This is a genomic window from Vibrio profundum, from assembly GCF_050337555.1.
GTDB lineage: Bacteria > Pseudomonadota > Gammaproteobacteria > Enterobacterales > Vibrionaceae > Vibrio > Vibrio profundum.
Genome location: NZ_JAKJTA010000005.1, coordinates 272,195 through 296,008 on the forward strand (window position 1 = coordinate 272,195; position 23,814 = coordinate 296,008).

The 23,814-nt window shown below is 40.4% G+C and carries 19 protein-coding genes and 3 tRNA genes; 18 read left to right on the plus strand and 4 right to left on the minus strand.

From position 1 onward, the window contains the following. Positions 1 to 56: 56 nt before the first annotated feature. The 18 genes from L4C34_RS05600 to L4C34_RS05685 all read left to right on the plus strand — a co-directional run bounded on the left by L4C34_RS05600 (position 57) and on the right by L4C34_RS05685 (position 18,894). Positions 57 to 2,027, plus strand: coding sequence for an ATP-binding protein (locus tag L4C34_RS05600; RefSeq protein ID WP_428788366.1), 1,971 nt, complete (start codon positions 57 to 59; stop codon positions 2,025 to 2,027). Between the two features lie 128 nt (positions 2,028 to 2,155). Next, positions 2,156 to 2,232, plus strand: a tRNA-Val gene (locus L4C34_RS05605). A 151-nt stretch (positions 2,233 to 2,383) separates the two neighbouring features. Beyond that, a tRNA-Val gene (locus tag L4C34_RS05610) sits at positions 2,384 to 2,460 on the plus strand. Positions 2,461 to 2,569: 109 nt separating this feature from the next. Continuing rightward, positions 2,570 to 2,646: transfer RNA gene (locus tag L4C34_RS05615), tRNA-Val, on the plus strand. Positions 2,647 to 3,527: 881 nt separating this feature from the next. Continuing rightward, positions 3,528 to 4,667 carry a polysaccharide export protein gene (locus L4C34_RS05620; RefSeq protein ID WP_428788367.1) on the plus strand — a complete coding sequence of 380 codons (1,140 nt, stop codon included), beginning with the start codon at positions 3,528 to 3,530 and terminating at the stop codon, positions 4,665 to 4,667. A 213-nt stretch (positions 4,668 to 4,880) separates the two neighbouring features. Next, positions 4,881 to 5,309: an arsenate reductase/protein-tyrosine-phosphatase family protein gene (locus L4C34_RS05625; protein ID WP_428788368.1), complete on the plus strand. Its 429-nt coding sequence runs from the start codon at positions 4,881 to 4,883 to the stop codon at positions 5,307 to 5,309. A gap of 77 nt (positions 5,310 to 5,386) precedes the next feature. After that, a complete protein-coding gene (locus tag L4C34_RS05630) occupies positions 5,387 to 7,528 on the plus strand; it encodes a polysaccharide biosynthesis tyrosine autokinase (RefSeq protein WP_428788369.1) in 2,142 nt (713 codons plus the stop codon). 354 nt (positions 7,529 to 7,882) lie between these two features. Then, positions 7,883 to 9,076: a capsular polysaccharide export protein, LipB/KpsS family gene (locus tag L4C34_RS05635; RefSeq protein WP_428788370.1), complete on the plus strand. Its 1,194-nt coding sequence runs from the start codon at positions 7,883 to 7,885 to the stop codon at positions 9,074 to 9,076. Beyond that, positions 9,063 to 10,163, plus strand: a complete 1,101-nt coding sequence (locus L4C34_RS05640) for an EpsG family protein (protein WP_428788371.1) — start codon at positions 9,063 to 9,065, stop codon at positions 10,161 to 10,163. Before L4C34_RS05635 ends, L4C34_RS05640 begins: the two co-directional genes overlap by 14 nt. A gap of 9 nt (positions 10,164 to 10,172) precedes the next feature. Beyond that, complete coding sequence (locus tag L4C34_RS05645) at positions 10,173 to 11,240, plus strand: glycosyltransferase (RefSeq protein ID WP_428788372.1); 1,068 nt, start codon at positions 10,173 to 10,175, stop codon at positions 11,238 to 11,240. Positions 11,241 to 11,249: 9 nt separating this feature from the next. Next, a complete protein-coding gene (gene kdsA, locus L4C34_RS05650; protein ID WP_428788373.1) occupies positions 11,250 to 12,047 on the plus strand; it encodes a 3-deoxy-8-phosphooctulonate synthase in 798 nt (265 codons plus the stop codon). Between the two features lie 2 nt (positions 12,048 to 12,049). Beyond that, a complete protein-coding gene (locus tag L4C34_RS05655; protein WP_428788374.1) occupies positions 12,050 to 12,592 on the plus strand; it encodes a KdsC family phosphatase in 543 nt (180 codons plus the stop codon). Between the two features lie 2 nt (positions 12,593 to 12,594). Next, on the plus strand, positions 12,595 to 13,344 hold the full coding sequence (gene kdsB, locus L4C34_RS05660) for a 3-deoxy-manno-octulosonate cytidylyltransferase (RefSeq protein ID WP_428788375.1): 750 nt from the start codon (positions 12,595 to 12,597) through the stop codon (positions 13,342 to 13,344). Between the two features lie 3 nt (positions 13,345 to 13,347). Further along, positions 13,348 to 14,277 (plus strand): KpsF/GutQ family sugar-phosphate isomerase, encoded by a 930-nt coding sequence (locus L4C34_RS05665; RefSeq protein ID WP_428788376.1) that lies wholly within the window; start codon positions 13,348 to 13,350, stop codon positions 14,275 to 14,277. Between the two features lie 173 nt (positions 14,278 to 14,450). Then, entirely contained in the window at positions 14,451 to 15,644 is a 1,194-nt protein-coding gene (locus tag L4C34_RS05670) for a CDP-glycerol glycerophosphotransferase family protein (RefSeq protein WP_428788377.1), read from the plus strand. 48 nt (positions 15,645 to 15,692) lie between these two features. After that, on the plus strand, positions 15,693 to 17,138 hold the full coding sequence (gene wbaP / locus L4C34_RS05675; RefSeq protein WP_428788378.1) for an undecaprenyl-phosphate galactose phosphotransferase WbaP: 1,446 nt from the start codon (positions 15,693 to 15,695) through the stop codon (positions 17,136 to 17,138). 28 nt (positions 17,139 to 17,166) lie between these two features. Next, complete coding sequence (locus L4C34_RS05680) at positions 17,167 to 17,634, plus strand: adenylyltransferase/cytidyltransferase family protein (RefSeq protein WP_428788379.1); 468 nt, start codon at positions 17,167 to 17,169, stop codon at positions 17,632 to 17,634. Between the two features lie 39 nt (positions 17,635 to 17,673). Next, positions 17,674 to 18,894: an oligosaccharide flippase family protein gene (locus L4C34_RS05685; RefSeq protein WP_428788380.1), complete on the plus strand. Its 1,221-nt coding sequence runs from the start codon at positions 17,674 to 17,676 to the stop codon at positions 18,892 to 18,894. Between the two features lie 263 nt (positions 18,895 to 19,157). Here L4C34_RS05685 and L4C34_RS05690 read toward each other — a convergent pair whose 3' ends face one another. From L4C34_RS05690 to L4C34_RS05705, 4 genes are all read right to left on the minus strand, one after another. Further along, entirely contained in the window at positions 19,158 to 19,847 is a 690-nt protein-coding gene (locus tag L4C34_RS05690; RefSeq protein ID WP_428788381.1) for a S1 family serine peptidase, read from the minus strand. Between the two features lie 220 nt (positions 19,848 to 20,067). After that, complete coding sequence (locus L4C34_RS05695) at positions 20,068 to 22,260, minus strand: YjbH domain-containing protein (protein ID WP_428788382.1); 2,193 nt, start codon at positions 22,258 to 22,260, stop codon at positions 20,068 to 20,070. Continuing rightward, a complete protein-coding gene (locus tag L4C34_RS05700; RefSeq protein WP_428788383.1) occupies positions 22,257 to 23,078 on the minus strand; it encodes a capsule biosynthesis GfcC family protein in 822 nt (273 codons plus the stop codon). The genes L4C34_RS05695 and L4C34_RS05700 overlap by 4 nt, the downstream gene beginning before the upstream one ends. Beyond that, positions 23,075 to 23,800, minus strand: a complete 726-nt coding sequence (locus L4C34_RS05705; RefSeq protein ID WP_428788384.1) for a YjbF family lipoprotein — start codon at positions 23,798 to 23,800, stop codon at positions 23,075 to 23,077. The genes L4C34_RS05700 and L4C34_RS05705 overlap by 4 nt, the downstream gene beginning before the upstream one ends. Positions 23,801 to 23,814 lie beyond the last annotated feature (14 nt).

Genomic DNA, 23,814 nt, shown 5'->3' on the forward strand with positions numbered 1-23,814 from the left:
TCAGTTACAGATGGCGAAGATACTCTACTCAATGGGGATAAAAAGGACTTTAGTGAATGCCTAAACCGCAGTGGACCTTTAAGAAAATAGCGAATTTAGACAGCCTTTCGTTCCGGTTACTGTCATACATACTGCTTTGTAGCAGTGTGTTGGCTATTGCCATTACTTCTCTTCAATTATTGTGGGACTATCGTCAAGACGTTGTTCAGATTGAAGACAGCATAGAACAAATTGAAGCAAGCTTTTTAGAGTCTATCGCGACCAGTTATTGGAATTTAGATCAAGCGCAGGTTGAGGTTCAGCTTGATGGCATTATGCGCCTACCTAATATGCAGTATGTGGTCGTGAAAGAGATTTTGGGGGATGCGCTAGTTCCATTGATTGAACGAGGAGGAGCCCAGCCTCAATATGACATTAGCCGAGAGTTTGAGTTAGTTTATCAAGATCAGTTGGTGGGCAAACTGTTTGTCGCGGCCAGTTTGGAAGAGGTGTATCACCGCTTAATCGAAAAATCGTTGATTATCCTCATCAGCCAAGCTATCAAAACGTTTGTCGTTTCTGTGTGTATTCTTTGGCTTATCTATATGTTGGTAATCCGGCATATACACAAGCTGGTGAATTATACGAATCACTTAGACTTGACCCGAGATAGTCCTCCGCTGGTTTTTGATGGACGACGTAATGTAAAAAGAAGCTCGGATGAGCTTGATGTGCTTGCCGATACCGTCAACAAGATGCGAATGAAAATGATCGATGAACTGGAAGAGAGGCAGCGTTCACGGGTCCAACTTGAGCAAGAGCGAGACTTTTCGGCCACCATTATTCGTTCTTCGACCAGTGTTATCTGCTGTTTGCATGAAGATATGTCCATTTACTCAATCAACCCGTCGGGTGAGTTGCTCACGGGGATAGATCATCAGGCGCTTATTGGCCAAAGTTGGCCCAAGTTATTTACTAAAGATAACAAGTCGCCTTTCGCTAGCGTTAGCGGGAATAGTGAGCATGTAGAAGAAGTCAGTGGTTTAGAAGTTGTGATGCATAACCAAGAAGGGGAATCTCGCACACTAACTTGGAACTTCGTTCCCTTTTTTAACCAAGGTGTTCTCGAATATTATATTGCTTTCGGCCATGACGTAACGGACTGGAAGAATATTCAATTAGAAATTGAAAACCTCAATCAAGAGCTTGAACAGAAAGTTAATGATAGAACCGCAAGTCTTGAAAGCAGTAACTCCCGTCTGACTCAAGCATTCTCTGAGCTCAAACAGACACAAGATATTTTGATTGAGTCTGAGAAAATGGCCAGTTTGGGTGAGCTAGTAGCGGGTGTTGCGCATGAAGTGAACACCCCCATTGGAGTGTGTGTCACTGCGGCGTCTTTTTTACAAGAACAAACGATAGACTTTGAAAAAAGCTTCAAAGCAGAAAATATTTCAGAGCAAGACGTGGAATCATTTTTAGAATGTTTGAACGATTCCTCAGAAATACTCATCAATAGCTTAACTCGCGCCTCTGAACTGATTAAGAGTTTCAAACAAGTCGCAGTAGACCAATCGAGTGAAGCAAACTACAACTTCTTTATGGCAGAGAATCTCAGCCAAGTGATTTCTTCACTGCACCACAAATTGAAAAAAGCCGATGCTGAAGTGATTGTCAGCTGCTCAGACACCCTAGCCATCACCAGTTACCCAGGTAGCTTCGTGCAGATTTATACCAACCTTATTTTAAACTCCATCACTCATGGGTTCGATCAATGGGAAGGCGAACGCGAGATCTATATTACGGTTGAGCGAATCGGTGACAATGTGCACATCGAGTATCGTGATTCAGGCAAAGGGATTGAAAAAGATATTGCTGCACGCATTTTTGACCCATTCGTCACCTCAAAGCGTGGTTTAGGTGGCAGTGGCTTGGGGACTCACGTGGTCTACAACGTGGTTGTTCAATTACTAAAGGGCAAAATATACTGCGATAAAGAAGTGGAACACGGGGTTCGCTTCGTGATTGAATTACCCTATACCGCTTAGTTCACCTGTGAAAGATGGCCTGAAATTTAGCCATTCAGGTTATAAGCTCGCCAATCAGTTCATAAATAAAGAATTTGTACTTGCGCCCAACGGTATCTCTCGTTAATATCTTTCCCGTCTTCAGGAATGCGTCCGTAGCTCAGTTGGTTAGAGTATCGCCTTGACATGGCGGGGGTCGGTGGTTCGAATCCACTCGGACGCACCATTCTCACTGAATATTAATCCAGTGAGAGATCTGAAGCAGTTGCTTAAATGTAATGCTAGTAAATTTTTTCGCTTACAAATATTTCGCTTACAAATATAGTAATGATAAACATAGTTACTATAAACATAGTTACTATAAACGTAGCAATATTGCCCGCTTAGCTCAGTTGGTTAGAGTACTTGCATGACATGCAAGGTGTCACTGGTTCGAGTCCAGTAGCGGGCACCATTCTCACTGAATACGTTTCAGTTGAAAAAGTGAAAACGTTTAATGTGTAAAGCTTGTCACTTACAAACATTACTCTATACAAATATAGCGATTACAAATATAGAAAGCGGCCCGCTTAGCTCAGTTGGTTAGAGTACTTGCATGACATGCAAGGTGTCACTGGTTCGAGTCCAGTAGCGGGCACCAATTCGTTCTTTATGAACAAGCAAAAAAGCCCACCGAGTGTGGGCTTTTTTGTGCCTGTGATTCCTAAAATATATCATATAGATACCGCGAAACTGATCTTTACCCACATAAGTGGGTGGCTGAATTAGATATAAAAATTTAATCATTTCTCATTCCATTACTGTGTGTTTTCACATATAATCTGCCCGCAAGATTTGAGAGAAACATCTAGTAACATTAGTTAATTTAGTATGTTATAGAAAAACTGGATTCATTAATCCTTATATAGACACTTTCATTTTTTCGAATGCAATACAACGAGTGAATAAGTTAGGTCGCTATTTAACTTGAAACATAGAATTAACATTTCCATGCCTAGATGTTAATTCTATGTGAGGTTTAATTTTGTTCGCTTTTAATATTTATACAATTTGAGCCTGATAGTCTGTGATTTTAGAAGCAGCGCATCTTGAATATTAGAATGATAGAAATAGTGTGCTTCTTTGCTGTTCAGTATCTTTTCTGGATTGTTAGTCAACCACAGATGTTTAGATGCCATTGCTACATTGGTGGTTGATGAAATTTCGAAACGTGGAAGGAAATCAATATGATGCTGGTAAGCAAAAGATCCAGAGCTCGAATGGAAAAAGCAAAACTGTAGAATAAGAGTCAAGCGGTAGCTCACTGAACCGTCTGTTTTTAATATGTGAATTAATGCGAGAGATTACTCTCAGCATTACTAGACAATTGAGTAGCGTTTGGTGCCTATTTTTATGAAAAGTATAGGTTTAAGCTACTATCTACGACTGATGCCCCTCTTAGAGGGGGTGAATACGACTCGTACTTTGTATTCAGATAGTGTTAGTCACATTCCGTACCTTTAATTTACTTCGAATCAATATATGCATATCACCAAAAAAATTCTGATAACGGCAATTACATCAACTATGTTAGGCGGGTGTGCAATCCCTGGTTCTAACTTGAGTGTAAGCGATAAAAATATTGTCACAACAGACAGCGAGCAACAGACGGATATTTCCAAGCAGGTTAACGTCTACCCATTAACAGCCAGTACGGTTGGTAAAATGAGATCGCTTGCTGTGCAACCAAAGAACAACCCGACTTTGAGTGCTCAAGAGGCTGATTACCAATATCGTATTGGTTCGGGTGATATTCTTAACATCACTATCTGGGATCATCCAGAACTGACCATTCCGGCAGGTTCTTATCGCAGTGCGAGTGATTCGGGTAACTGGGTGCATACTGACGGCACCATCTTCTACCCATATATAGGCTTGATCAAAGTTGAAGGGAAAACCGTAACCGAAATCAGCGATGAAATGACCAAGCGGTTGAGTTCGTATATCAAAGATCCGCAGATTGATGTGAAAGTCGCAGCGTTTCGTTCAAAAAAATCTTATGTAACTGGCGAAGTTAATAAACCGGGCGCACAGCCGATTACCAATGTCCCACTGACATTGCTTGATGCAATTAACAATGCAGGTGGTTTAGCGGCAGATGCCGATTGGCGCAACGTAACGCTGACTCATCAAGGGGCAGATGAAAAAATCTCTCTTTATGCACTGATGCAACGTGGTGATTTAACACAAAACCATTTGCTGTCTCCTGGCGATATTGTTCATGTGCCCCGTAACGATGCGCAAAAAGTATTTGTGATGGGAGAAGTGAATACGCCTAAAGTCTTGAAGATCGATCGTGCAGGCATGAGCTTAACTGAAGCCTTAAGTTCGGTAGGTGGCATTAACGAACTAGAGGCGGATGCGACAGGTATCTTTGTGATTCGAGCGAATCGTGAGAAACACAAAGCAGCAGACACCATTGCAAATATCTATCAGCTAAACATCAAAGATGCTTCTGCCTTGGTGATTGGTACTGAGTTTGACTTAAGGCCTTACGATATCGTGTATGTAACCGCTAGCCCAATTTCTCGCTGGAACCGCGTTATCAAGCAACTGTTGCCAACAATTACTGGCGTTGATGATCTATCAGAAGCGGCATTACGCATTAGAACATGGCCATAAAGTCATCATTCGAGCGTAATGAAGTTTAGTCTATTTTTTGAGTTTATATCGTACTCCCAATTTTCTTGTTGCAGCCGTTAAAAAGTGAACTAAAGAAAAGAGCGATGGGAGTGCGTTTACTCGAAACGTATGCAGAACCGTTCAACTCAAATGAGTGTAAGAGCACTTTTGTTTGCAGAATGTCGGCACCATCTTTTCTAGCGAGTAAGAATTATGTTTCAAAAAATCCTTGTAGTTTGTGTTGGCAATATTTGCCGTTCTCCATCGGGTGAATACTTGTTGAAGACGTTACTCCCAGAGAAAGAGATTGCGTCAGCAGGTATTGGCGCTCTCGTTGGTAAACCTGCCGACAAAATGGCAGTGGCAGTTGCAAAAGAAAATGGCGTTAGCCTTGATGGCCACATGGCCCAGCAACTGACAGAAACGCACTGCAGAGAATACGACCTTATTTTGGTGATGGAAAAAGGACATATTTCAGCGGTCGCCACAATCGCGCCACAAGCACGAGGCAAAACAATGCTATTTGGTCAATGGATTGGTCAAAAAGAAATCTCTGATCCATACCGCCAAAGCCGAGAGGCATTTGATCACTCATACCACTTGCTTGAAAAATCAGCCGCAGCTTGGGCAAGCAAACTGTAAGAGACTTCGACGAGTGATAGGAGAGATATTTTCTCATCACTTACAACTATTTTTAATTCTCATGATTGGAACTTTCAATGAGCATTGCACAAAACCCTCAAACAACAGACTCTGATTCAGATAAAATTGATCTGAACAAGCTATTTGGTGTTCTGATTGATAACCGCCGGTTGATAATGGCTGTTACTTTTGTTTTTTTCTGTTTCGGTATCGCCTATGCGTTTTTGGCAACCCCGATATACAAAGCAGATGCTTTGGTTCAGGTTGAAGACAAAAGCGCAGGTGTACCTGGACTCACGGATCTCACTGACATGTTCGCACCGGAATCTTCAGCGGATACTGAGATTCAAATTATAAAATCTCGGATGGTTCTTGGTCATACTGTCGATAGTCTAAATTTGACCGTTTCAGCTGAGCCTAAATATTTCCCGCTTTTCGGTAAAGGTTTGGCTCGATTACAGGGAAAACAGGAACCTAAAGTTACTATTAGCCAAATGAAACTGCCTTTAGAGCTGATAGGTAAAAAACTGAACTTGATATATCAAGGCAATCAACAGTTTTCTTTATTATTTAAAGGTGATGAGCTTTTGAAAGGTAGAGTCGGTCAGTTGGCACACTCAGATGGCGCAAGTATTCTGGTCTCAGAAATAGACGCAACGGCTGACACTGAGTTTACAGTCACAAAAAGTGCTCGTCTAGTGACAATTAGCGATCTACGTAAAGAGATTAAAATTGCGGAGCAAGGGAAAAAAACTGGGATTTTAAGACTAACGCTAGAGGGAGATAACCAGAATCGTATTCAGGCTATTTTGGAGAATATTACCCAGTATTATTTGATGCAAAATGTTGACCGAACCTCTGCAAATGCTGAACAAAGTCTTCAGTTCCTGCGCAAGCACTTACCTGTGGTTAAAAAGCAGCTTAATGCGTCTGAAGCCAAATTAGATCAATATAAATCAAAAAGTGACTCAATTAATTTAGAACTGGAAGCGAAATCGGTACTGGAGAGCGTCGTCACGGTGGATAGCCAGCTCAATGAGTTGAAGCTCAAAGAATCTGATATTGCTCAAAACTATACAAAGAGTCACCCTATTTATGTCTCTCTTTTGCAAAAACGTAAAACGTTGGAAGCGGAAAAGAAACGTCTGGAGAATTCTGTTTCCAAGATGCCAAAAACTCAGCAGGAGGTCATTCGTCTAAGACGTGATGTTGAGGTTAACCAAGCTATCTACCTGCAATTGGTGAATAAAGTTCAGGAACTAAAGGTAATGAAAGCTAGTGAGGTGGGAAATGTCCGTATTCTAGACAACGCTGCTTCGTTGGAAAAACCTGTCAAACCGATGAAGTTAATTGTGATCGCGATAGCGTTACTTGTTGGAGGTTTTCTATCAATTGCTTATGTATTAGTTAGCGATGCATTTCATCGAGGTGTTGAAAACCCGGATGAAATAGAGGAGATCGGCTTACCTGTTTACGCCTGTATACCTGTTTCGAGTGACCAGATTAAGATAGAGAAAAAGAGAAGGTCGGGTAAAGAGCTGAATGTAGAAGATAGCTTGCTTACAGCATTTAACCCGGCAGACCTTTCGATTGAAGCCTTGCGTAGCCTACGGACTAGCCTGCATTTTGGTATGATGGATGCCAAAAATAACATTATTATGATATCCGGCCCTAGTCCAGATATCGGTAAATCTTTCGTGTCGTCGAATATGGCAGCTGTAATCTCTAAATCAGGGCAAAAAGCTCTAATTATTGATGCTGATATGCGAAAAGGTAAATTGGAGGAGCATTTTGCAGAGTCTAATACTCCCGGGCTTTCTAGTTATCTCGCTGGGAAAACGAAAGTTAGTGAAATAATTAAAAAAACAGGCGTCGAAAATCTAGATTTTGTCGGGCGAGGTGATATTCCACCAAATCCATCAGAGCTACTAATGCACCCGAGACTTAAAGAGCTATTAGATTGGGCTTCAGAGAACTATGATATTGTGATTATTGATACTCCACCAATTCTGGCGGTAACAGATCCTGCCATTATTGGCGCTAATGTTGGGACAACCTTGCTCGTGGGTTACTTTGGAAAAACATCAGTAAAAGAAATCGAAGTTACAAAAAAACGTTTTGAGCAAAATGGCATAGAGGTGAAAGGGTTTATTTTTAATGCTGTAGTCCCCAAAGCCAGTAGTGCCTATGGTTACTATAATTACAGTTACGAATCTTAACTTATACTCATAATATACCAATGAGATAATGATAGATATTCACTGTCTGTTCGGCATGGATGTTACTTTAACTATAAACATACAAAAGTAACTTTCAATTTTAGGTTAAGTGACGCAATAGTTAGCTATATGTCTATAAAGTTTAAAAATCATAATAAATTAGGATTTAGAAAAATGTACTAAGATCAGAAAATGTTCAAATTTTACATGTACTAAATATAAAAAGCTAACGATCTTAAACCGTTTAACTATCATTATAGACCTCATTATAATACTTTAGTTGTTAGTTTTATCAAAAAGATACGGTTCACTTATCTGACAATTGATATTTTATAAAAAGTTAAGGATTAAAGGATGAAGTTAGGCAGTGTTTTAGTTGTCGTAGATTATTATCAGGCGGGTTGTTTTTTTGTAAACTTAGCGAAGAATGATATTCGTCGTAAATATAAAGTTCTTACAACGTTACCATCAATAAAGCTACTATGTAGAGATAACGGCATTGAATGTAGGTTACTAAGTAACCTTAATGGTCAATACGACAATGAAGTTTATAAAATTGGGCCAAAGGACCGTGTGCGTGAGACGCAGACTGGGGTAATGAGCCTAAAAAATGCTAATGTATATAAAGATATATTATATCACGAGATAGATACTAGTATCATCGAAAACAAGCACGAATCGATCATATGTTGGAACGGTGAGGATGTTATTGGTTACACCTGTAGATTGTTTAGAGGTAGAGTAAAGACGAGATTTCTTGAAATATCAAACATCCCGGGAAAGATTTTTGCTGATAGTAAGGGGGTTAACGCTAGCTCCAGTCTGTTTAAAAATATAGAAAAGCTAGACGCCCTTAGAAATGATGATTTAGTGTTTGAAAATTGGAAAGAAAACTATATAGACTATAAAGTTAAACACTCTATTGTAAAGCAAGCAATTAATGGAAGAAAAATCGGTGTGCATAACTTTTATGATACTTTATATGCGCAATTTCTAGGTGGGAAGTGGCAGAGCTTTAAATACCTATATGACAAATTTAAAATAAAGGTTAAGAAAAATAGCGTATCTGAGTTAATTAATTTCGAACGAAATATTAACGGAGGTTTTATTTTTTTTCCTATGCAAGTCTCTAATGATTCTCAAATCGTGCTCAATAGCAAAATTGGTGGTAATTTCGAAGTAGTGGATTTGATTCTTAATAGAAATAGCAAATATAATTTAGTTGTAAAGCCTCACCCAGCAGAACAAGATATGGCTTACCTTGAGCGGTTCGTAAACAAATATAAAAATAAAGTCACTTTTTCTAACGATAATACCTTTGAATTACTAAAAAAATCGGCAAAAGTTTACACAATAAACTCTACTGTAGGGTTAGAGGCCTTGATACTAGGTAAAAGTGTAGAATTTTTAGGTGAGAGTATATTTAGCTCCTTTAATGAGAAAAGGTTACAAGCTTATATTAGCAATTTCCTTATAAATATCGACTTTTTTGAGTCAAGTAAGATATCACAATCCGAAATAGATAGGGTTTTCGATGATATATTATAGAGATTTAGGTCTAATTGTATCACTTTATATAGGTACGTTGGCCTTGTTACTAGCTGTTAACTTTTACTCTAATAAAAACTCAAGAGGAATCAGTTATTTATTTTTACTCCTGATATTCATATTCTTTTCTCTTTTGGTATCCTTACGACCTCTAGATGCCGGAAACGATACAATTAGATATGTAACAGCTTTCAACCACCTAGGATCTGTAAGTAAAGCTTATGATGTAGGAAAATCTTACTTTGGTAATACAGAATTTGGTTTTTGGCGTTTTGCTGCAATGGCTAAGAAAGTTTTGGTATTGCCGGAGGTTTTTATTTTTTCAATCGGTAGCCTGGCATTTTTGCTACTGTGTTCAGTCTCAAGAAAAATGATCGCTCTTTCCACCTCGAACGAAAGCTTTTACTTAGTTCCTATGATTGTTCTTTGTTCGTTGTCGACTTATTTGTTTGTGTATATGGGGAACCATATTAGAACAAGTATTGCAATTCCTTTGTCTTATTTAATGATTTATTATGCGTTCATAGACAAGCAAAGAATAAAAGGCTACCTGTTGGGCGCTTTAGCTTTTTCATTGCATTTTTCTGTAATATTGGCATTCGCATCTAAGCTTGCCTTATCGATTAACAAGAAGAGTTCTTGGTTTTGTATTGTTCTGGCTTCAGTTATTCTCGCGAAAGTGATGCCCGCAATAGTGGGAATGTTGATTAATTACCTTCCATTTCTTGATGCTAAATATGAGTTATATTTTCAATATAATCATGTGGCAGAGTTTAACTCGATCTTCACCTTGACGAACTTTAAGGTGTTGGCATTAGCTGGTACGGTAAGCTTGTTTCTATTTAACGGTGGAGTTTGCCAGAAATTATTTTTATTCTTTTTTAGCTGTATTTTATTACTTAGTCCAGTAGCGCAAGTTTCAGAACGCTACTTTCCATATGCGTTTTTAATAATGTTTGTTTCTCTTTATGAATCTCTTTATTTTATAAAGGAACGCCATCGCGTCTATCTCCTAGCACCCATCGCACTTATACTATTTATAGTAACAGTTTATAGTGAGAGTGCGAGATACACTTTAGGAATATGAGAGGAATATATGAATGTTGTTCATGTAATTGAGTCAACAGCAACAGGCACATTATCTATCGCGCAAATGGCAGCGAACTCACAAGTAAGAGATAGCGATACTACTGTTATTTTCTCTCGTAGGTCTGATACGCCTGAAAATATAGAAACGATATTTGAAAAAGATGTCAGATTGGTAGAAGAAGACTTGCAGGCAAGAAAATTTCCTTTTTCTGTTTTTTCTTTACGTAGACACCTGAAATCAATAAAGCCTGATTGTGTTCACTGCCATTCATCCTTTGCTGGCTTTGTCGGGCGTCTAGCAACGCTCGGGTTAAAAACCAAAGTTTTTTATAGCCCACATTGCATATCTTTTATGCGAGAAGATATTGGTAAAGGTAAGGCACTTTTATTTAGGCTGTTCGAGTTAGTCGCTTGCGTAAAACAGGCGACCTATGTTGCCTGCTCAAACAGTGAAAAAGAAGCTATTCAGCAAGCACTACCCTTTGTCAAAGTCGCTTTACTTGAAAATGCTGTCGATTTAAGTGAGTTCAGAGGTTGCCAGAAGCAAGCTATTGAAGTTAGCTCAAACGAAATAGTGAAAGTGATCACTGTGGGGGGGATCCGACCGCAAAAGGGCCCTGAAGAATTTGCGTATATAGCAAGCCAATTTAAAAATAGCAATGTTGAATTTATTTGGATTGGAGATGGAGAACCTGAATTTAAACGAGTACTTATAGATGCGGGTGTTAACGTTAAAGGATGGATGCCACGTGAGAAGGTAATCGAAGAGTTATACAAAGCGGAACTTTATATTTCCACCGCTCTATGGGAAGGCATGCCAGTTTCCGTTATTGAGGCGTGCGCAGCTGATATTCCAGTAATTCTAAGAGATTGTGCCGGAAATAGAGATATTGTGTCCCACGGAAAAGATGGTCACCTCTTTTCTGAAACAAGTCAGTGTATTGAGTTTTTGAATCAATACCTAGAACAACCTGAGCACTTTGAACAGTTAGCAGGCGTTGCTTATAAGCAAGTTTTTGAGCGCTTTTCTGTCGAACGTTTTTCTAAAGAATTAGATGAAATTTACAAAAAATAAGAGATAACTATGTTTTTAATTGCAGGCCCATGTGTCATTGAATCTGAAGAATTAGTTCTTGAAGTCGCTTCGAAAATGAAGGCCATGACTCAAGATTTGGGTATTGAATATATCTTCAAAGCAAGTTTTGACAAAGCGAACCGTAGCTCAACGGATAGCTTCCGTGGCCCAGGTATTGAGGAAGGGCTGCGCATTTTAAGTAAAGTAAAGAATGAGTTAGGGCTTAAAGTGCTAACGGATGTTCATGAAGATACTCCTATCGATGAAGTTGCTTCTGTCGTTGATGTGATGCAGACTCCGGCATTTTTGGTGCGCCAGACCAATTTTATTCAAAAAGTCGCGGGTTTCGGGCTACCGGTGAACATCAAAAAAGGCCAGTTTCAAGCGCCATGGGATATGGAACAGGTAGTTAAGAAGTGTCGCGAAGTTGGCAATAATGATATCTGGTTATGCGATCGCGGTACCTCGTTTGGCTACAACACGTTGGTTTCTGATATGCGTGGCTTGCCAGTTATGCGTGATACAGGTTGTAAAGTCGTTTTTGATGCGACTCACTCTGTTCAGCAACCTGGTGGCCAAGGCGCGACCTCTGGTGGCCAGCGAGAAATGGTGCCTGTTTTAGCGCGTGCCGCTGTAGCTGTTGGTATTGATGGTTTATTTATGGAAACACACCCAAACCCAAGCGTTGCACTGAGCGATGGCCCGAATATGATACCCCTGCATCATATGCGAGAAATGCTGGAAACCTTGTTAGAGCTTGATGCCGTGGCACATAAACGCCCATTTTTAGAATCCAAATTGGTTTAATTATGCAAAATATCGAATTGGTGTTGTTTGATGTTGATGGAGTAATGACCGATGGCAGCATTTATATAGACGCACATGGCGAGTCGTTTAAAAAGTTTAACGTTAAAGATGGTTTAGCCATTGAATTGTTGCGCAGCCATAACATCAAAACTGGCGTAGTGTCAGGCAAGGCAAGCCAAGCATTGGCGGAACGTTGTGAGAAGTTAGGGTTTGATTACATTATAACAGGCTGCAAAAACAAACTCCCACGCGTTGAGAAGATATGTGTAGAGCTGGGGATAACTCTCCAGCAAGTTGCGTTTGTGGGTGATGATGTGCTCGACCTTCCCGTTATGCAGCGATGTGGCACGAGCTTTGCGCCATCGGATGCACATGACCTCGTTCTTCAAAATACACAACGTATTACGAAAGCGGCAGGTGGTGCTGGTGTGATAAGAGAAGTCGCGGACACACTTTTACTTGAACGTTGTGGTTCACTCAAAGCGATCTATGATGTGTTACTAAACAAAATAATTGCCGATGATGTCCGCAGCATGGAGCAGTAAGAATGAATGCGTGTGAGTTTAAGGTGGTGATCCCCGCTCGTTATGGTTCCTCTCGTTTACCGGCTAAACCATTGTTGGAAATTAACAACCGGCCTATCTTTTGGCATGTTGCTCAGCGCGTATTAGAAGCGGGCATCGCATTGGCGGATATCGTAATCGCCACCGATGACAAGCGTATTGAAAGTAAAGCGTTAGAGTTTGGGTTACCAGTGGTTATGACGGCGGTGAACCATGCCAGTGGAACAGACCGTGTAAACGAAGTAACTGTAAAACAAGGCTGGTCAGCAGAGACGTTAGTGATAAATGTTCAGGGAGATGAGCCCTTGATTCCACCAATGTTAATTGGTGATTTAATGACATTTACACTGAAAAATCAAAATTTTGATATTACCACCGCAGCAACGAAGATTAATCACAAGGCTGACTTTTTCAACCCGAACGTAGTGAAAGCGATTACGACAGAGCATGCTCAGGCACTTTACTTTACTCGAAGCGCCGCGCCGCTGAATCGGGATAACCCTGATGATTTAAGCCAAGCTAAGCGCCATGTTGGTATTTATGTCTATAAAGTCGCGGCCCTTTTTTCCATGAGTACGTTGCCTGAGTCGGCTTTAGAGTCTTTAGAAAAACTTGAGCAGCTAAGAGCGATAAGTAATGGCTTAACGATTGGTGTCATGGACTTTGATGGGGACATACCACACGGTATTGATACAGAAAGTGATTATTTAACAATAAAGAAAATAATGGAATAACAGATGGGTAGTTTAGAAATAGCTAAAAAAGTCATTGAAATTGAAGTGAATGCCCTGCAAGCCATATCGGATCAAATTGATGATCAGTTTGAACTCGCCATCGACATTATTTTGTCAACTTCTGGGCGAGTGATTGTATGTGGCATGGGGAAATCGGGGATTATTGGTAAGAAAATAGCGGCTTCCTTTGCAAGCACTGGCACCCCAAGCTTTTTTATGCATCCTGGCGAAGCCTTTCATGGCGACCTAGGCATGGTTACTTCTGATGATATTTTTATCGCTATTTCTAATTCAGGTGAAACAGATGAAGTGCTCAAGTTGCTTCCTTTTTTGGAGGACAACGGCAACAACATTATTGCAATAACGGGAAACCCTGCTTCAACTTTGGCAACGCATGCTCGTTGCCATTTAAATATTGCAGTTCCCGAAGAAGCTTGCCCACTTCAGTTAGCGCCAACCTCGTCAACGACGGCAACATTAGTAATGGGAGACGCATTGGCCGTTGCACTAATGGAAATGCGTGACTTTCAGCCAGAGAACTTTGCTCGTTTTCATCCAGGTGGGAGTCTTGGGCGCAGGCTATTAGGCCGTGTTAGTGATGATATGAACACTAAAAATCTACCGATCGTTCACTTAAGCAGCACGCTGTCGGAAATTATTATGACGATATCTGAGGGGTGCTTAGGCTTAGCTATCGTTATACAAGATAATGATCTAAAAGGAATAATTACTGATGGTGATCTTCGCCGCACCATAGAACGTTTTGGTAAAGAGTCCTTTAGCGTGACTGCGGAGGCTATTTTTACACCTAGTGCTGCCACTGTTACCCCTCAAACTTCGATTCAAACTGCTTATGACATGATGGAAGCAAAAAAAATAAGTGCCCTGTTAGTGATTGAGGACAATAAATTAGCTGGGGTTTTAAAAAAATGATTCTTTAAAGTACTTTATACTTAGCAGTGTTTCAGATATGAGCATAGCTGAGAAATGAAAAGGTTAATTATCAATAAAATAATTATTATATATAGCCTCTCGTCAGTTGGATAAGACAGATATCTGTTTTTAATATATTTTCTTAACCCTTACATAAATCTGAGTAAATTCCCATGAGAAATATCATTAAACTCGCTCGGCTTATTTCTGGTATGCCTATATATTTAGTCTCTAGACTAATCCCAAGTAGTGAAAATATTTGGGCATTTGGTTCATGGCATGGAAATAAATATGGTGACAGTAGCAAAATATTATTTGAGCATGTAAGCAAACACCATCCAGAAATAAGATCTATATGGATTACTAAAAATAAGCGTACCTTAAACTTAGTTAGCTCTAAGGGGTATGAAGTATATTATGCCTTTACTTTGAAAGGTTTCTGGATGATGTCCAGGTCAGGTGTTAATATTTTTAATGTCAGCTTTAATGATATAAGCAAATTTGTACCGGCTAAGGTGCTTATAAACTTATGGCACGGTATCCCATTAAAGAAAATAGGATATGATAATACGGTAAGTAAAGTCATAGATAAATCAAATAAAAGAAGACTAAAAAAAATATTCCCATATATTCGAGGTGAGGAATATGTTGATCTTGCTATAGCAAGTTCTGATAGAGAGGCTAAGCAACTAGAATCTGCATTTGATTTACCTCCAGAAAAAGTATTTGTTTCAGGGTTGCCGAGAAATGATGTTTTCCAACAGCCTCAAACAAACACTAATACCAAGAGTATTATCTATCTTCCTACGTGGAGAAATAATGGTAGCTCTAAACTAACTGATTTATTGGCAAGCAGTGCAGATAACATAAACAATACGTTGGCTTCGATTAATGTTGTGATGTATATAAAACTGCACCCAAATAATGAAAAAGATCTTTCTTTAAAAGAATATTCTAATATTAAAATTTTGTCAGATGAAGAAATTGAACAGGATATTTACAGCAAGATTAATGACTTTGATATTATGATAACTGATTATTCAAGTATATACTTTGATTTTTTGTTGTCAGATAATCCTGTTATATTCACTCAGTTTGACCATGCCGAATATATATCTCAAAATAGAGAGCTATATTATGATTATGACACTGTCACTCCGGGGCCTAAATGTAGTGATTGGAATGACGCTATGAAATGGGTAGAAAGGTTTAATTGTAACCCTTCTGAATATAAAAATGAACGCCTAGAGATGAAAAATTTGTTTCATAAGTTTCAAGATGGACAAAGCTGTGAGCGAGTTTTTCAAAAGATACTATCTGTTTCAGGTGCTAAAGTGGCTAGAGGTTGTTTTAAAAGTAAGCTATAGCCACGCCTGCTTTATGATATTTACAAAGAGTTATTTGGATTTTAAAATATGTTGAATGAAAAAGTTAAATATTCAAAGAATATTAACTATGTCAGTTTGATTTTAGCGGATTGTATTGGGTTTCTAATCGCATTTTATGTTGCTCATAAGATTATGCTTATTACTAACATCGAACATGCGATGAATTATGATCAATGGCTGAATATGTATCATGGCTATGAGTGGCTGTGTAGTGCCTTTGGATTAATGCTATTCGGTATTGGGATGTTTTCACTTTACTTTCGACACTACCGATCTCGAAAGCCATTTTGGAGTGAGTTGAAAGAAGTAATCATGATGGTCTGCATTTTGGCTATATCAGATCTTTCTTTGATCGCATTGACTGAAAAAAACATGAATCATGAGCGTTGGGCGATATTCTGGGGAGTGATGATGGTGTCGATACCTTTATCTCGATCTGTAGCTAAACGCGCATTAGATTATTTTGGATTTTGGCAATGGCCAACATTTATTATTGGATGTGGTGAAAATGCTCGTGAAGCTTATCTAGCTCTTAAGAGTGAAAAGAGGATGGGATTTGATGTTCAGGCTTTTATTGCACCGGATGATAACCCTTATGAAAGCCCGATACAGGGAGTGCCAATTTTGCGTGCAGAGCTCGCCTCTCTCCGGAATATGAAGAAAGCTCAGGTTTTTATCGCTTTAGAATATACGCAATATGAACTGTGTGATTCTTGGCTTCGGAAACTGGCAGCGAAGAAATTGCGAAATATTTCTGTGATGCCTTCTCTACGAGGTATTCCAGTACATGGCACGGATATTTCTCATTTCTTTAGCCACGAAGTATTAATGTTGAGAGTACGAAATAATTTGGCTCGTCGTTCTGCTCGAATTGTAAAGAGATGTTTTGATGTAGTTGTATCGACAACGTTGTTGCTTATTCTTTCTCCAGTGATGTTATATATCGCTCGGAAGGTGTCCCGTGATGGTGGTGCTTCTACCTATGGTCATGAGCGTGTAGGACAAAATGGTCAGAAATTTAAATGTTTGAAGTTCCGTTCCATGATCAGTAACTCACAGGAAGTTCTACAAGATTTATTGGAGACCGATCCTGTCGCTAGAGCGGAGTGGGAAAAAGACTTTAAACTGAAGAATGACCCACGGATCACTCCGATTGGGCACTTCATTCGCAAAACCAGCTTAGATGAGCTCCCACAGTTATGGTGTGTTTTAAAAGGGGAAATGAGTTTAGTTGGTCCTCGTCCAGTTATTCAAAAAGAATTAGAGCAATATTATGGTGAGAACTCAGATTATTATCTGATGGCAAAACCAGGCATGACTGGGCTTTGGCAAGTCAGCGGCCGGAATGATGTTGATTACGATACAAGAGTCTACCTAGATGGATGGTATGTTAAAAACTGGTCGATGTGGTATGACATTGCAATGTTATTTAAAACGGTTGGCGTTGTATTGCGAAGCGATGGTGCATATTGATTCTTGCTAGAAGTTAACGGAGATATAAATGAAAACAGTAATTACTTATGGCACTTATGATTTATTTCATGTTGGCCATGTGCGGTTATTAAAAAGATTGAGCCAACTGGGCGAACGTTTGGTCGTTGGAGTGTCATCTGATGAATTTAATGCATTAAAGCAGAAGAAGTCATTTTCATCTTATAGTGAAAGGTCAGAGATTGTTAGTGCATGTAAATATGTGGACGAGGTTTTCCCAGAGCATAATTGGGAGCAAAAAATCGATGATATAAAAAACTATAATGCCACAATTTTTGCGATGGGGAATGATTGGGAAGGTAAGTTCGATCATTTAAAGGAGCACTGTGAGGTTGTTTATTTGGATCGAACTGCTGACATATCAACGACGGATATAAAAAAAGCGTTATCAAGCGTTAATAGTAAAGAGCTAGATAACATTGAGAATACATTACACTCCGTTATTGAGATCGTTAAATCATTATCATCTTCACAATGACGGATTTTGTGGTATATAAACTAATATTTCGGACATCCAATGGTATCTAATACTAAAAGAATATTAAGTAATTCACTTTCCTTACTTTTTATTCAGATAGCTAATTATATAGCGCCCTTTCTAGTGTTGCCATATTTGTCTAGAACATTGGGGGTTGAGGGGTTTGGAACAGTAGCTTTGTTAATGTCAATAGCTACAATTGCGAGTATTGTGACAGACTATGGGTTTAATCTGTCTGCAGCGCATGATATTGCTAAGAGTTCAGATAACAAAGAATATATAAATAGGTATATTGGAACAGTTTTCACCATTAAAATTATTTTGGTTTTGGCTATTTTATTTTTTTTATTTCTATATTCTACTTTTGGCACAGACTTACTGGCATCTAATTATTTATTACCGGTCGTGTTTTTTACGATTTTGTCCAGAACCTTTCAGCCTACTTGGTTTTTTCAAGGTATTGAAAAAATGAGAAGTGTGACTGTCTATATGGTTATTGCCAAATTGATGTATTTGATTTTGGTTTTTATATTTGTACATAATAAAGGTGATGAATGGATTGTTATGCTCTGTTTTGGCGTTAGCAATTTGGTGGCGTCTATTATATCTATTTTTTGTATATATAAGGAAGGGTATAAAGTTAAAGTTTCATCGTGGCCAATGATGAAATCCGTATTCAAGAATAGCTCTGGATTTTTCTTATCTCGAGTTTCTGTCTCTATTTATACAGCGTTGAGTACTTTTATTGTTGGCAGTGTCGCCGGTCTTCATCAGGCAGCTCTTTACTCTTCTTGTGAAAAACTATATCAGGGTGGGCAAAGTTTAACATCACCTATTAGTCAGGCATTATTCCCATACATGGCACGAACTGGAGATAAAAAACTTTTTTATAAGTTTGTATTATTTTCAATTATTCCTATGATAGTTGGGTGTGCGATATGTATACACTTTTCAAGTGATATACTATCTTTTATCTTTGGCCCTGAATTTGCGAAGGCAGATAGAATTTTAGACCTGTTTTTAGCCTGCACAGTTATTGTGTTTATTGCTGTGAACTTTGGTTACCCTGCATTTGCAAGTATTAATAAGGTAAGAGTTGCAAACATCACCGTTATGTTCGGTGCTATTGTTCAGTGCCTTTCACTTCTGTTTTTGTATTTCACCGATTCGATCTCAGCTTTGTCTGTAACAGTTGCTGTTTTGATCACAGAAAGCGTTGTCATGTCCTTAAGATTAATTTTGTTTTTTAAGTTGAAATAGTATGTAACTCGAGCTGGGACAAAATTGAAAGAAACTATAAGCTGGTTCTGTGAGAAATCTTTCAATCAGGAAGGATATTTCTGCAAAGGGGCCAGCTATGAATAAATTGGGGTCGTGACGCCAAGTGGTCGAGTTAGTGAAAAATGATTGGCTTTCCAAGTCTGAAGCCATGCACGACAAAGTCACTGGTACTTTTATACTGAGTCAACCATTTATTTTTTGATTCAAATGTTTAGTAAGCAACGCCGCGTAAATGAGCAACTCTAATTAATTAGAGCCACTCCATCAGGACGGGTAATATTAGAATCTTCATGATAATAATTGTTTAGAGTTTCTTCCACCCATGGTCCCAGATAAAGCGTAGAAACAAAAATACTGATTCGGTCTATCTCTAAGGGATCGCCACTTAGTAATTTGGTGCCTTCTTTACTCGCAAAAGCCGTGATGATACCTACGAGCTCGTTATCACGATTGTAGACACCACCGCCACTCATCCCTGCCTCGATAGGGGCGTCCATAATACTGGCAGGGCAGCTAGTGTAATCATCACTATTCACAAAATTCAAGTCTAGGTGATAGAGGCCTTGGCTTGTGAGCATGTCTCCAAAGAGATCCATACCATAGGTTGTCACACTTTCGCCTGAGAATATTTTCCCACTTAGGGAAATATCATCACTGTCATTATCTGTTTCTATGATGGCGATATCACAGTGGGGGTGGTAGGCCACCACTTTATCGTATCCAAACATGGCGACGTGAGCGGCAGTAATACTTAACTCAGGTGTTAGAGGGACGCTGGTTCCACTACCAAAAGCCAGTAAGGGAATACCAATAAACTCGTAGTCTAATTCTGGGTGGTTGCTCGCTTCTTGAGTGGTTCCATTACTACTTACGCAACCGCTTAAGATTGCCACACATGACAATATGGTTAGATAATAACTTGTAATACGCACCGCCAGCCCTCCGATATGAAAGAACATAAATCGTATTTGATTTTTATCAGTGTTCTCAATTTATCTTAGTGCAGATCAAGGAAGTTACTGATTTTTAACGGCTAGTTTGAAAATGATGATCAAGGTTGTGAGCTTGTATCCAATGAGAATGAAAGCGGCCATAGAGAACAAGGTTAAATTGTGTTCTATGGCCGTTGGTGTTGAATAAACTAAAGTGGATTTAGTTTATTACTGGGCGAGTGTACCAAGGAGAACGAGCATCGGTGATGTCATACAGACTGTATTTGCGGTTTAGCATTTGTCCGCCATCTCGTTGAAGGGGTAACCAAGAAATATTCGCACGTTCGCGACTTGGCCTAACGGTAATCAAGTCTAGTGGAATGGAGATATAGAAGCCTTTGGTAAAGCTTCCTTCTCCATAGTCCGCGGCGGATAGGTTTGTTTTAGTGACAAATGCTCCTGCAATGATTCCGCTGTCAAATTGCTTAGAGAAGTCGACAGTGACGCCATTATCGCCAGCTAAGTATCGTCCTGCGCTCACTTTAAGCAAGGTATGGTCGATGGCTCGCCAGAACTTGGGTTGCCAATAAAGCGTGGCGTTCCCCGTTGCTATGCCGGTTTGCACATTATAATATCGGCCAGTCTCCGAGTCGTAGTGTCTTTCACTTGAAAATACACCTAATGCTGTGCCCGGTTCACGTTGAACCACATAGTTGATGTCGGTCCCGATCGCCCAATTGTCATGCAGTGGGCGGTATAGCCATTCAGTCCCTGCGCCAGCGAACATGGATTCTAAATATCCGCCATAGACTTGGCTATATAAGGCCTTGCCATATCGGTCAAAGTGGGTGAGCTGTAAGTTATCTATTCTTACAGGATCGTCGTAATATTGGCGAGAGAGGGTCCGGACACGCTTCAAGCTTGTGCCATCTGGTGGCACGGTATAATTGAACTTGTCGTAGTTATCGACAATATTGCCATAGACAGTGCTGGAAAGTGTCCAGTTGTCTCCAAAGCTGTAGGTAGAGTTAGCATTGACGCCGATAGCGTATAGGTAGAAATCTTCAGCTCCGCCGAAAGACTGCTGGAGGACGGGAGCAAAACCAAACTGCCAATTGTCTTTAGAATCTGCCTTTAAGTCGCCAGAAATGGATTTTGGATTTCCGGTAATATTGGTGTCGTCAAACTTTGCATTAAGATAGTCGTTGTTTCCAACTCGCTTAAGAGCGTTCGAATCTACCGATGTCTCGGTTAAAGGTAGGTTTTCGTTGGCATCGATAATGTTGATGTTCTCAGCCTTGATCCCCGTATTGGCAATTAAATAAGAAGCTCGTTTATGAGATTCATCCAAATTTCTATATTTAGTTGGCTTTCCTTTCAGTGTCACGGAGTCTTTCGATTGATACAAAGTAGCGTGACTATAGCCCGCGACTTTCTCTATGTCTTTGTTAAGAGTTCTCCATTCAGCTGGCGTGAGATCGTCCCGCTTGGGCTTGGGTTGGTAGCTAGGAGGAGGCGTATCAATCCATTGTGGCCGAAGGGTCGCGAGATCAGTCTGCAATGTGATGCCGGCCGTTAATGTATTGCCACGCTCGTAGCTGACACGTAACGCTGCCCAATCGGCTAAAGAGTAAACAAGGCCAAAGTTCCATGGCGTAGATTGAGCCATGCTACTGTTGCCACTCGTGACTGGAAAATCACTTTGGTAATCGTTGCCATCATATTCTGCTTTGAGCTTCAGAGGCTGATAGGGCGTTTGGTATTCCACCCCGCCAAATAGCGCGGTGCACCCGGTGAACATTCGGCTGGCATTGATGCTTCCAGCTTGTCTGGTGTAAGTGGTATTACGCCCGCAATCTTCGGATACCGACTTTGAACCACTAAGGTTGCCGCTGTTACCTATATAGCCCCAACCCACTCCTAAGGTAAAGTCGAAGTTATGATAGCGTTTGCTAGCCGCCACGAACTCTCCATCAAACAGCCCTGTGCCACCGATATCGCGCGCGCCGATCGCCACTTGAGGCAGCCAATAACTTTCATTTAGCAGTTTTAGCTTGGCGTCAAAGGATTTATCCGTGTAGTCGGTCCCACCACTAAAGCCAGAATCATTGCTATACAGCATATGATGAACTTGAGTATAGCGAACCGTCGTCTCTAGCCATGAAAACAGCTGGAGTGACGCAGTGTAGTGAGTGTAGTCGTCATTATCAGTGATGCCGCCGGCCAAACCGCCGTCTGGCAGCATTCGAGCGGTGGGCATTTGCATTAGCCCCACGCCACCAAAATCTGATTGCGAATACGTAAAAGGCGGTTCACTTAATTCGTCCGCATCGATAGTGGCAGAAAATGGCAATATAGACGCGCAAACAATTGCTTGCGCAATTTTTGATTTTAAGAATATTTTATAGTTCATGAGAAAACGTTGTTACTTAGCAGTTCGACAATCAGCTGATTGAGGTTTTTCCCGGGGGAAGTCGGTAATGGCTTGTCAGTGTCAACATCCAGTGGCACATAAAGAATGGCGCCGGGGGCTAGATTGAACGCTTGAGAGTTCCAGTATCCAATTTTAGGCTGGTAAACTTTGCCGTCGGGTTGAATAACCCAGATTTCTCCGAGTGTGTTATCGAGAGGCTGAGCAAGCGCTAAGTAGGCTTGTATGGATTGTTGAGGCTGCCAAGGATAGGATTTGGCCGTATGCACATTGCCCATGACTGTCACACCGTGGATATTTTTCTCTGAGTTGAGAGAAAGTAGGTAGTGGCCCGTGAGGCTAGGGTTGTTTTTGATGGCCAACCTAGTGTAATCGGGATCGACAGAGCCAGAAAAGCGCACAGAAAAATGCATAGACTTCACTTGCCTCAGAAAAGCCTCCCATTGACCTCGAGTTGCCTCTGAAGACAGATGTAATTGCTGGGTTGCAGCATCAAATACTGGCGACCAGTCTCTTTCTGGCGTGTCTAAGTCATACAGGGCGGAAGACAGCCAATCAACATCAGTGATATTTTTATGTTCGGTTTTCAATGCATCTGTCACCACTTGGGAAAGTCTGGGTGGCGATGGGTAGTAGGTGAGTTGGAGTGCATTGTGACCATCCATTAACACGTCCACTGTCGTCGTGGGCGCTTGTGTAGCGGTGGATGCTGGCTCAGATGTGGATGTTTGCGCAGAGAAGGCAGCAAAAGGCCAAGCAAGGATAAATACAAGCAGGTAGGGTTTGGTCAGCCTGATCATTGTTCGCCTCCTTTGGGTTCTTTATCGGGCTTTGCGACATTGGGTTTTGCAACATAGGGTTTTGCAACCGTCAACGTAAACGTTGGCATGCTAGGCGCTGGGGTTTGTATGCTGGTGACGACCTTACCTGTGGATGGGTCAAGCCAATACTGGTTGGTCATCTCACTTTTTAGTAAAGGCACAGAGACATGCTCAACGACATGTAAAAGGTTTCTTGTGCCATTCACCAGTTTCTTGGGCTCTATATTGCCAACCTCAAAATGAGAAAACGCGGGATAGTTTATATAGTAATTAGGTGACCAGCTCAGTGTGTACGACCAATCTTTAGGAGTGCTGGCTTTGTTTAGCCCTATCGCGAGCGGGTCCTCTTTATCGGATTGTAAATTAGTGAGGTTCTCGCCGATTAAATTGACGGTTTTTGTAATTCTTCCGGCTTGGGTCACGACCAATTGATTCTGCTTAGACAGCCATTTCATCGTGGGAGGGCCAGCATTATCACTTTTTTCCACCCAAGCTAATATGGTCAGTGCAGTGGGGGCGTCCCCTTGTTTAATAAACAAACTGGCATACGGTATATTGGAGACTTGTTGAGAGGAAAATTCGTTTGTAGGGGAACCAGAGAATGCTAGGGCGAATGTGTCGGATAGATCTTGAGTGTTTTGGGTGCAGCCTAGGAGTGACATTCCTAGAGCTACGGTTAAGCAACGACGTATTTTATTCATCTAATATACAACTA

Bases quoted from the DNA above. Each gene is read 5' to 3' on its own strand.
- kdsA (WP_428788373.1), top strand. From the start codon at position 11,250: ATGTTTTTAATTGCAGGCCCATGTGTCATTGAATCTGAAGAATTAGTT.
- L4C34_RS05705 (WP_428788384.1), bottom strand. From the start codon at position 23,800: ATGAATAAAATACGTCGTTGCTTAACCGTAGCTCTAGGAATGTCACTC.
- L4C34_RS05635 (WP_428788370.1), top strand. From the start codon at position 7,883: ATGAAGTTAGGCAGTGTTTTAGTTGTCGTAGATTATTATCAGGCGGGT.
- L4C34_RS05665 (WP_428788376.1), top strand. From the start codon at position 13,348: ATGGGTAGTTTAGAAATAGCTAAAAAAGTCATTGAAATTGAAGTGAAT.
- L4C34_RS05600 (WP_428788366.1), top strand. From the start codon at position 57: ATGCCTAAACCGCAGTGGACCTTTAAGAAAATAGCGAATTTAGACAGC.
- L4C34_RS05685 (WP_428788380.1), top strand. From the start codon at position 17,674: ATGGTATCTAATACTAAAAGAATATTAAGTAATTCACTTTCCTTACTT.
- L4C34_RS05680 (WP_428788379.1), top strand. From the start codon at position 17,167: ATGAAAACAGTAATTACTTATGGCACTTATGATTTATTTCATGTTGGC.
- L4C34_RS05655 (WP_428788374.1), top strand. From the start codon at position 12,050: ATGCAAAATATCGAATTGGTGTTGTTTGATGTTGATGGAGTAATGACC.
- L4C34_RS05700 (WP_428788383.1), bottom strand. From the start codon at position 23,078: ATGATCAGGCTGACCAAACCCTACCTGCTTGTATTTATCCTTGCTTGG.
- L4C34_RS05670 (WP_428788377.1), top strand. From the start codon at position 14,451: ATGAGAAATATCATTAAACTCGCTCGGCTTATTTCTGGTATGCCTATA.
- L4C34_RS05695 (WP_428788382.1), bottom strand. From the start codon at position 22,260: ATGAACTATAAAATATTCTTAAAATCAAAAATTGCGCAAGCAATTGTT.
- L4C34_RS05620 (WP_428788367.1), top strand. From the start codon at position 3,528: ATGCATATCACCAAAAAAATTCTGATAACGGCAATTACATCAACTATG.
- L4C34_RS05645 (WP_428788372.1), top strand. From the start codon at position 10,173: ATGAATGTTGTTCATGTAATTGAGTCAACAGCAACAGGCACATTATCT.
- L4C34_RS05625 (WP_428788368.1), top strand. From the start codon at position 4,881: ATGTTTCAAAAAATCCTTGTAGTTTGTGTTGGCAATATTTGCCGTTCT.
- L4C34_RS05640 (WP_428788371.1), top strand. From the start codon at position 9,063: ATGATATATTATAGAGATTTAGGTCTAATTGTATCACTTTATATAGGT.
- kdsB (WP_428788375.1), top strand. From the start codon at position 12,595: ATGAATGCGTGTGAGTTTAAGGTGGTGATCCCCGCTCGTTATGGTTCC.
- L4C34_RS05630 (WP_428788369.1), top strand. From the start codon at position 5,387: ATGAGCATTGCACAAAACCCTCAAACAACAGACTCTGATTCAGATAAA.
- wbaP (WP_428788378.1), top strand. From the start codon at position 15,693: ATGTTGAATGAAAAAGTTAAATATTCAAAGAATATTAACTATGTCAGT.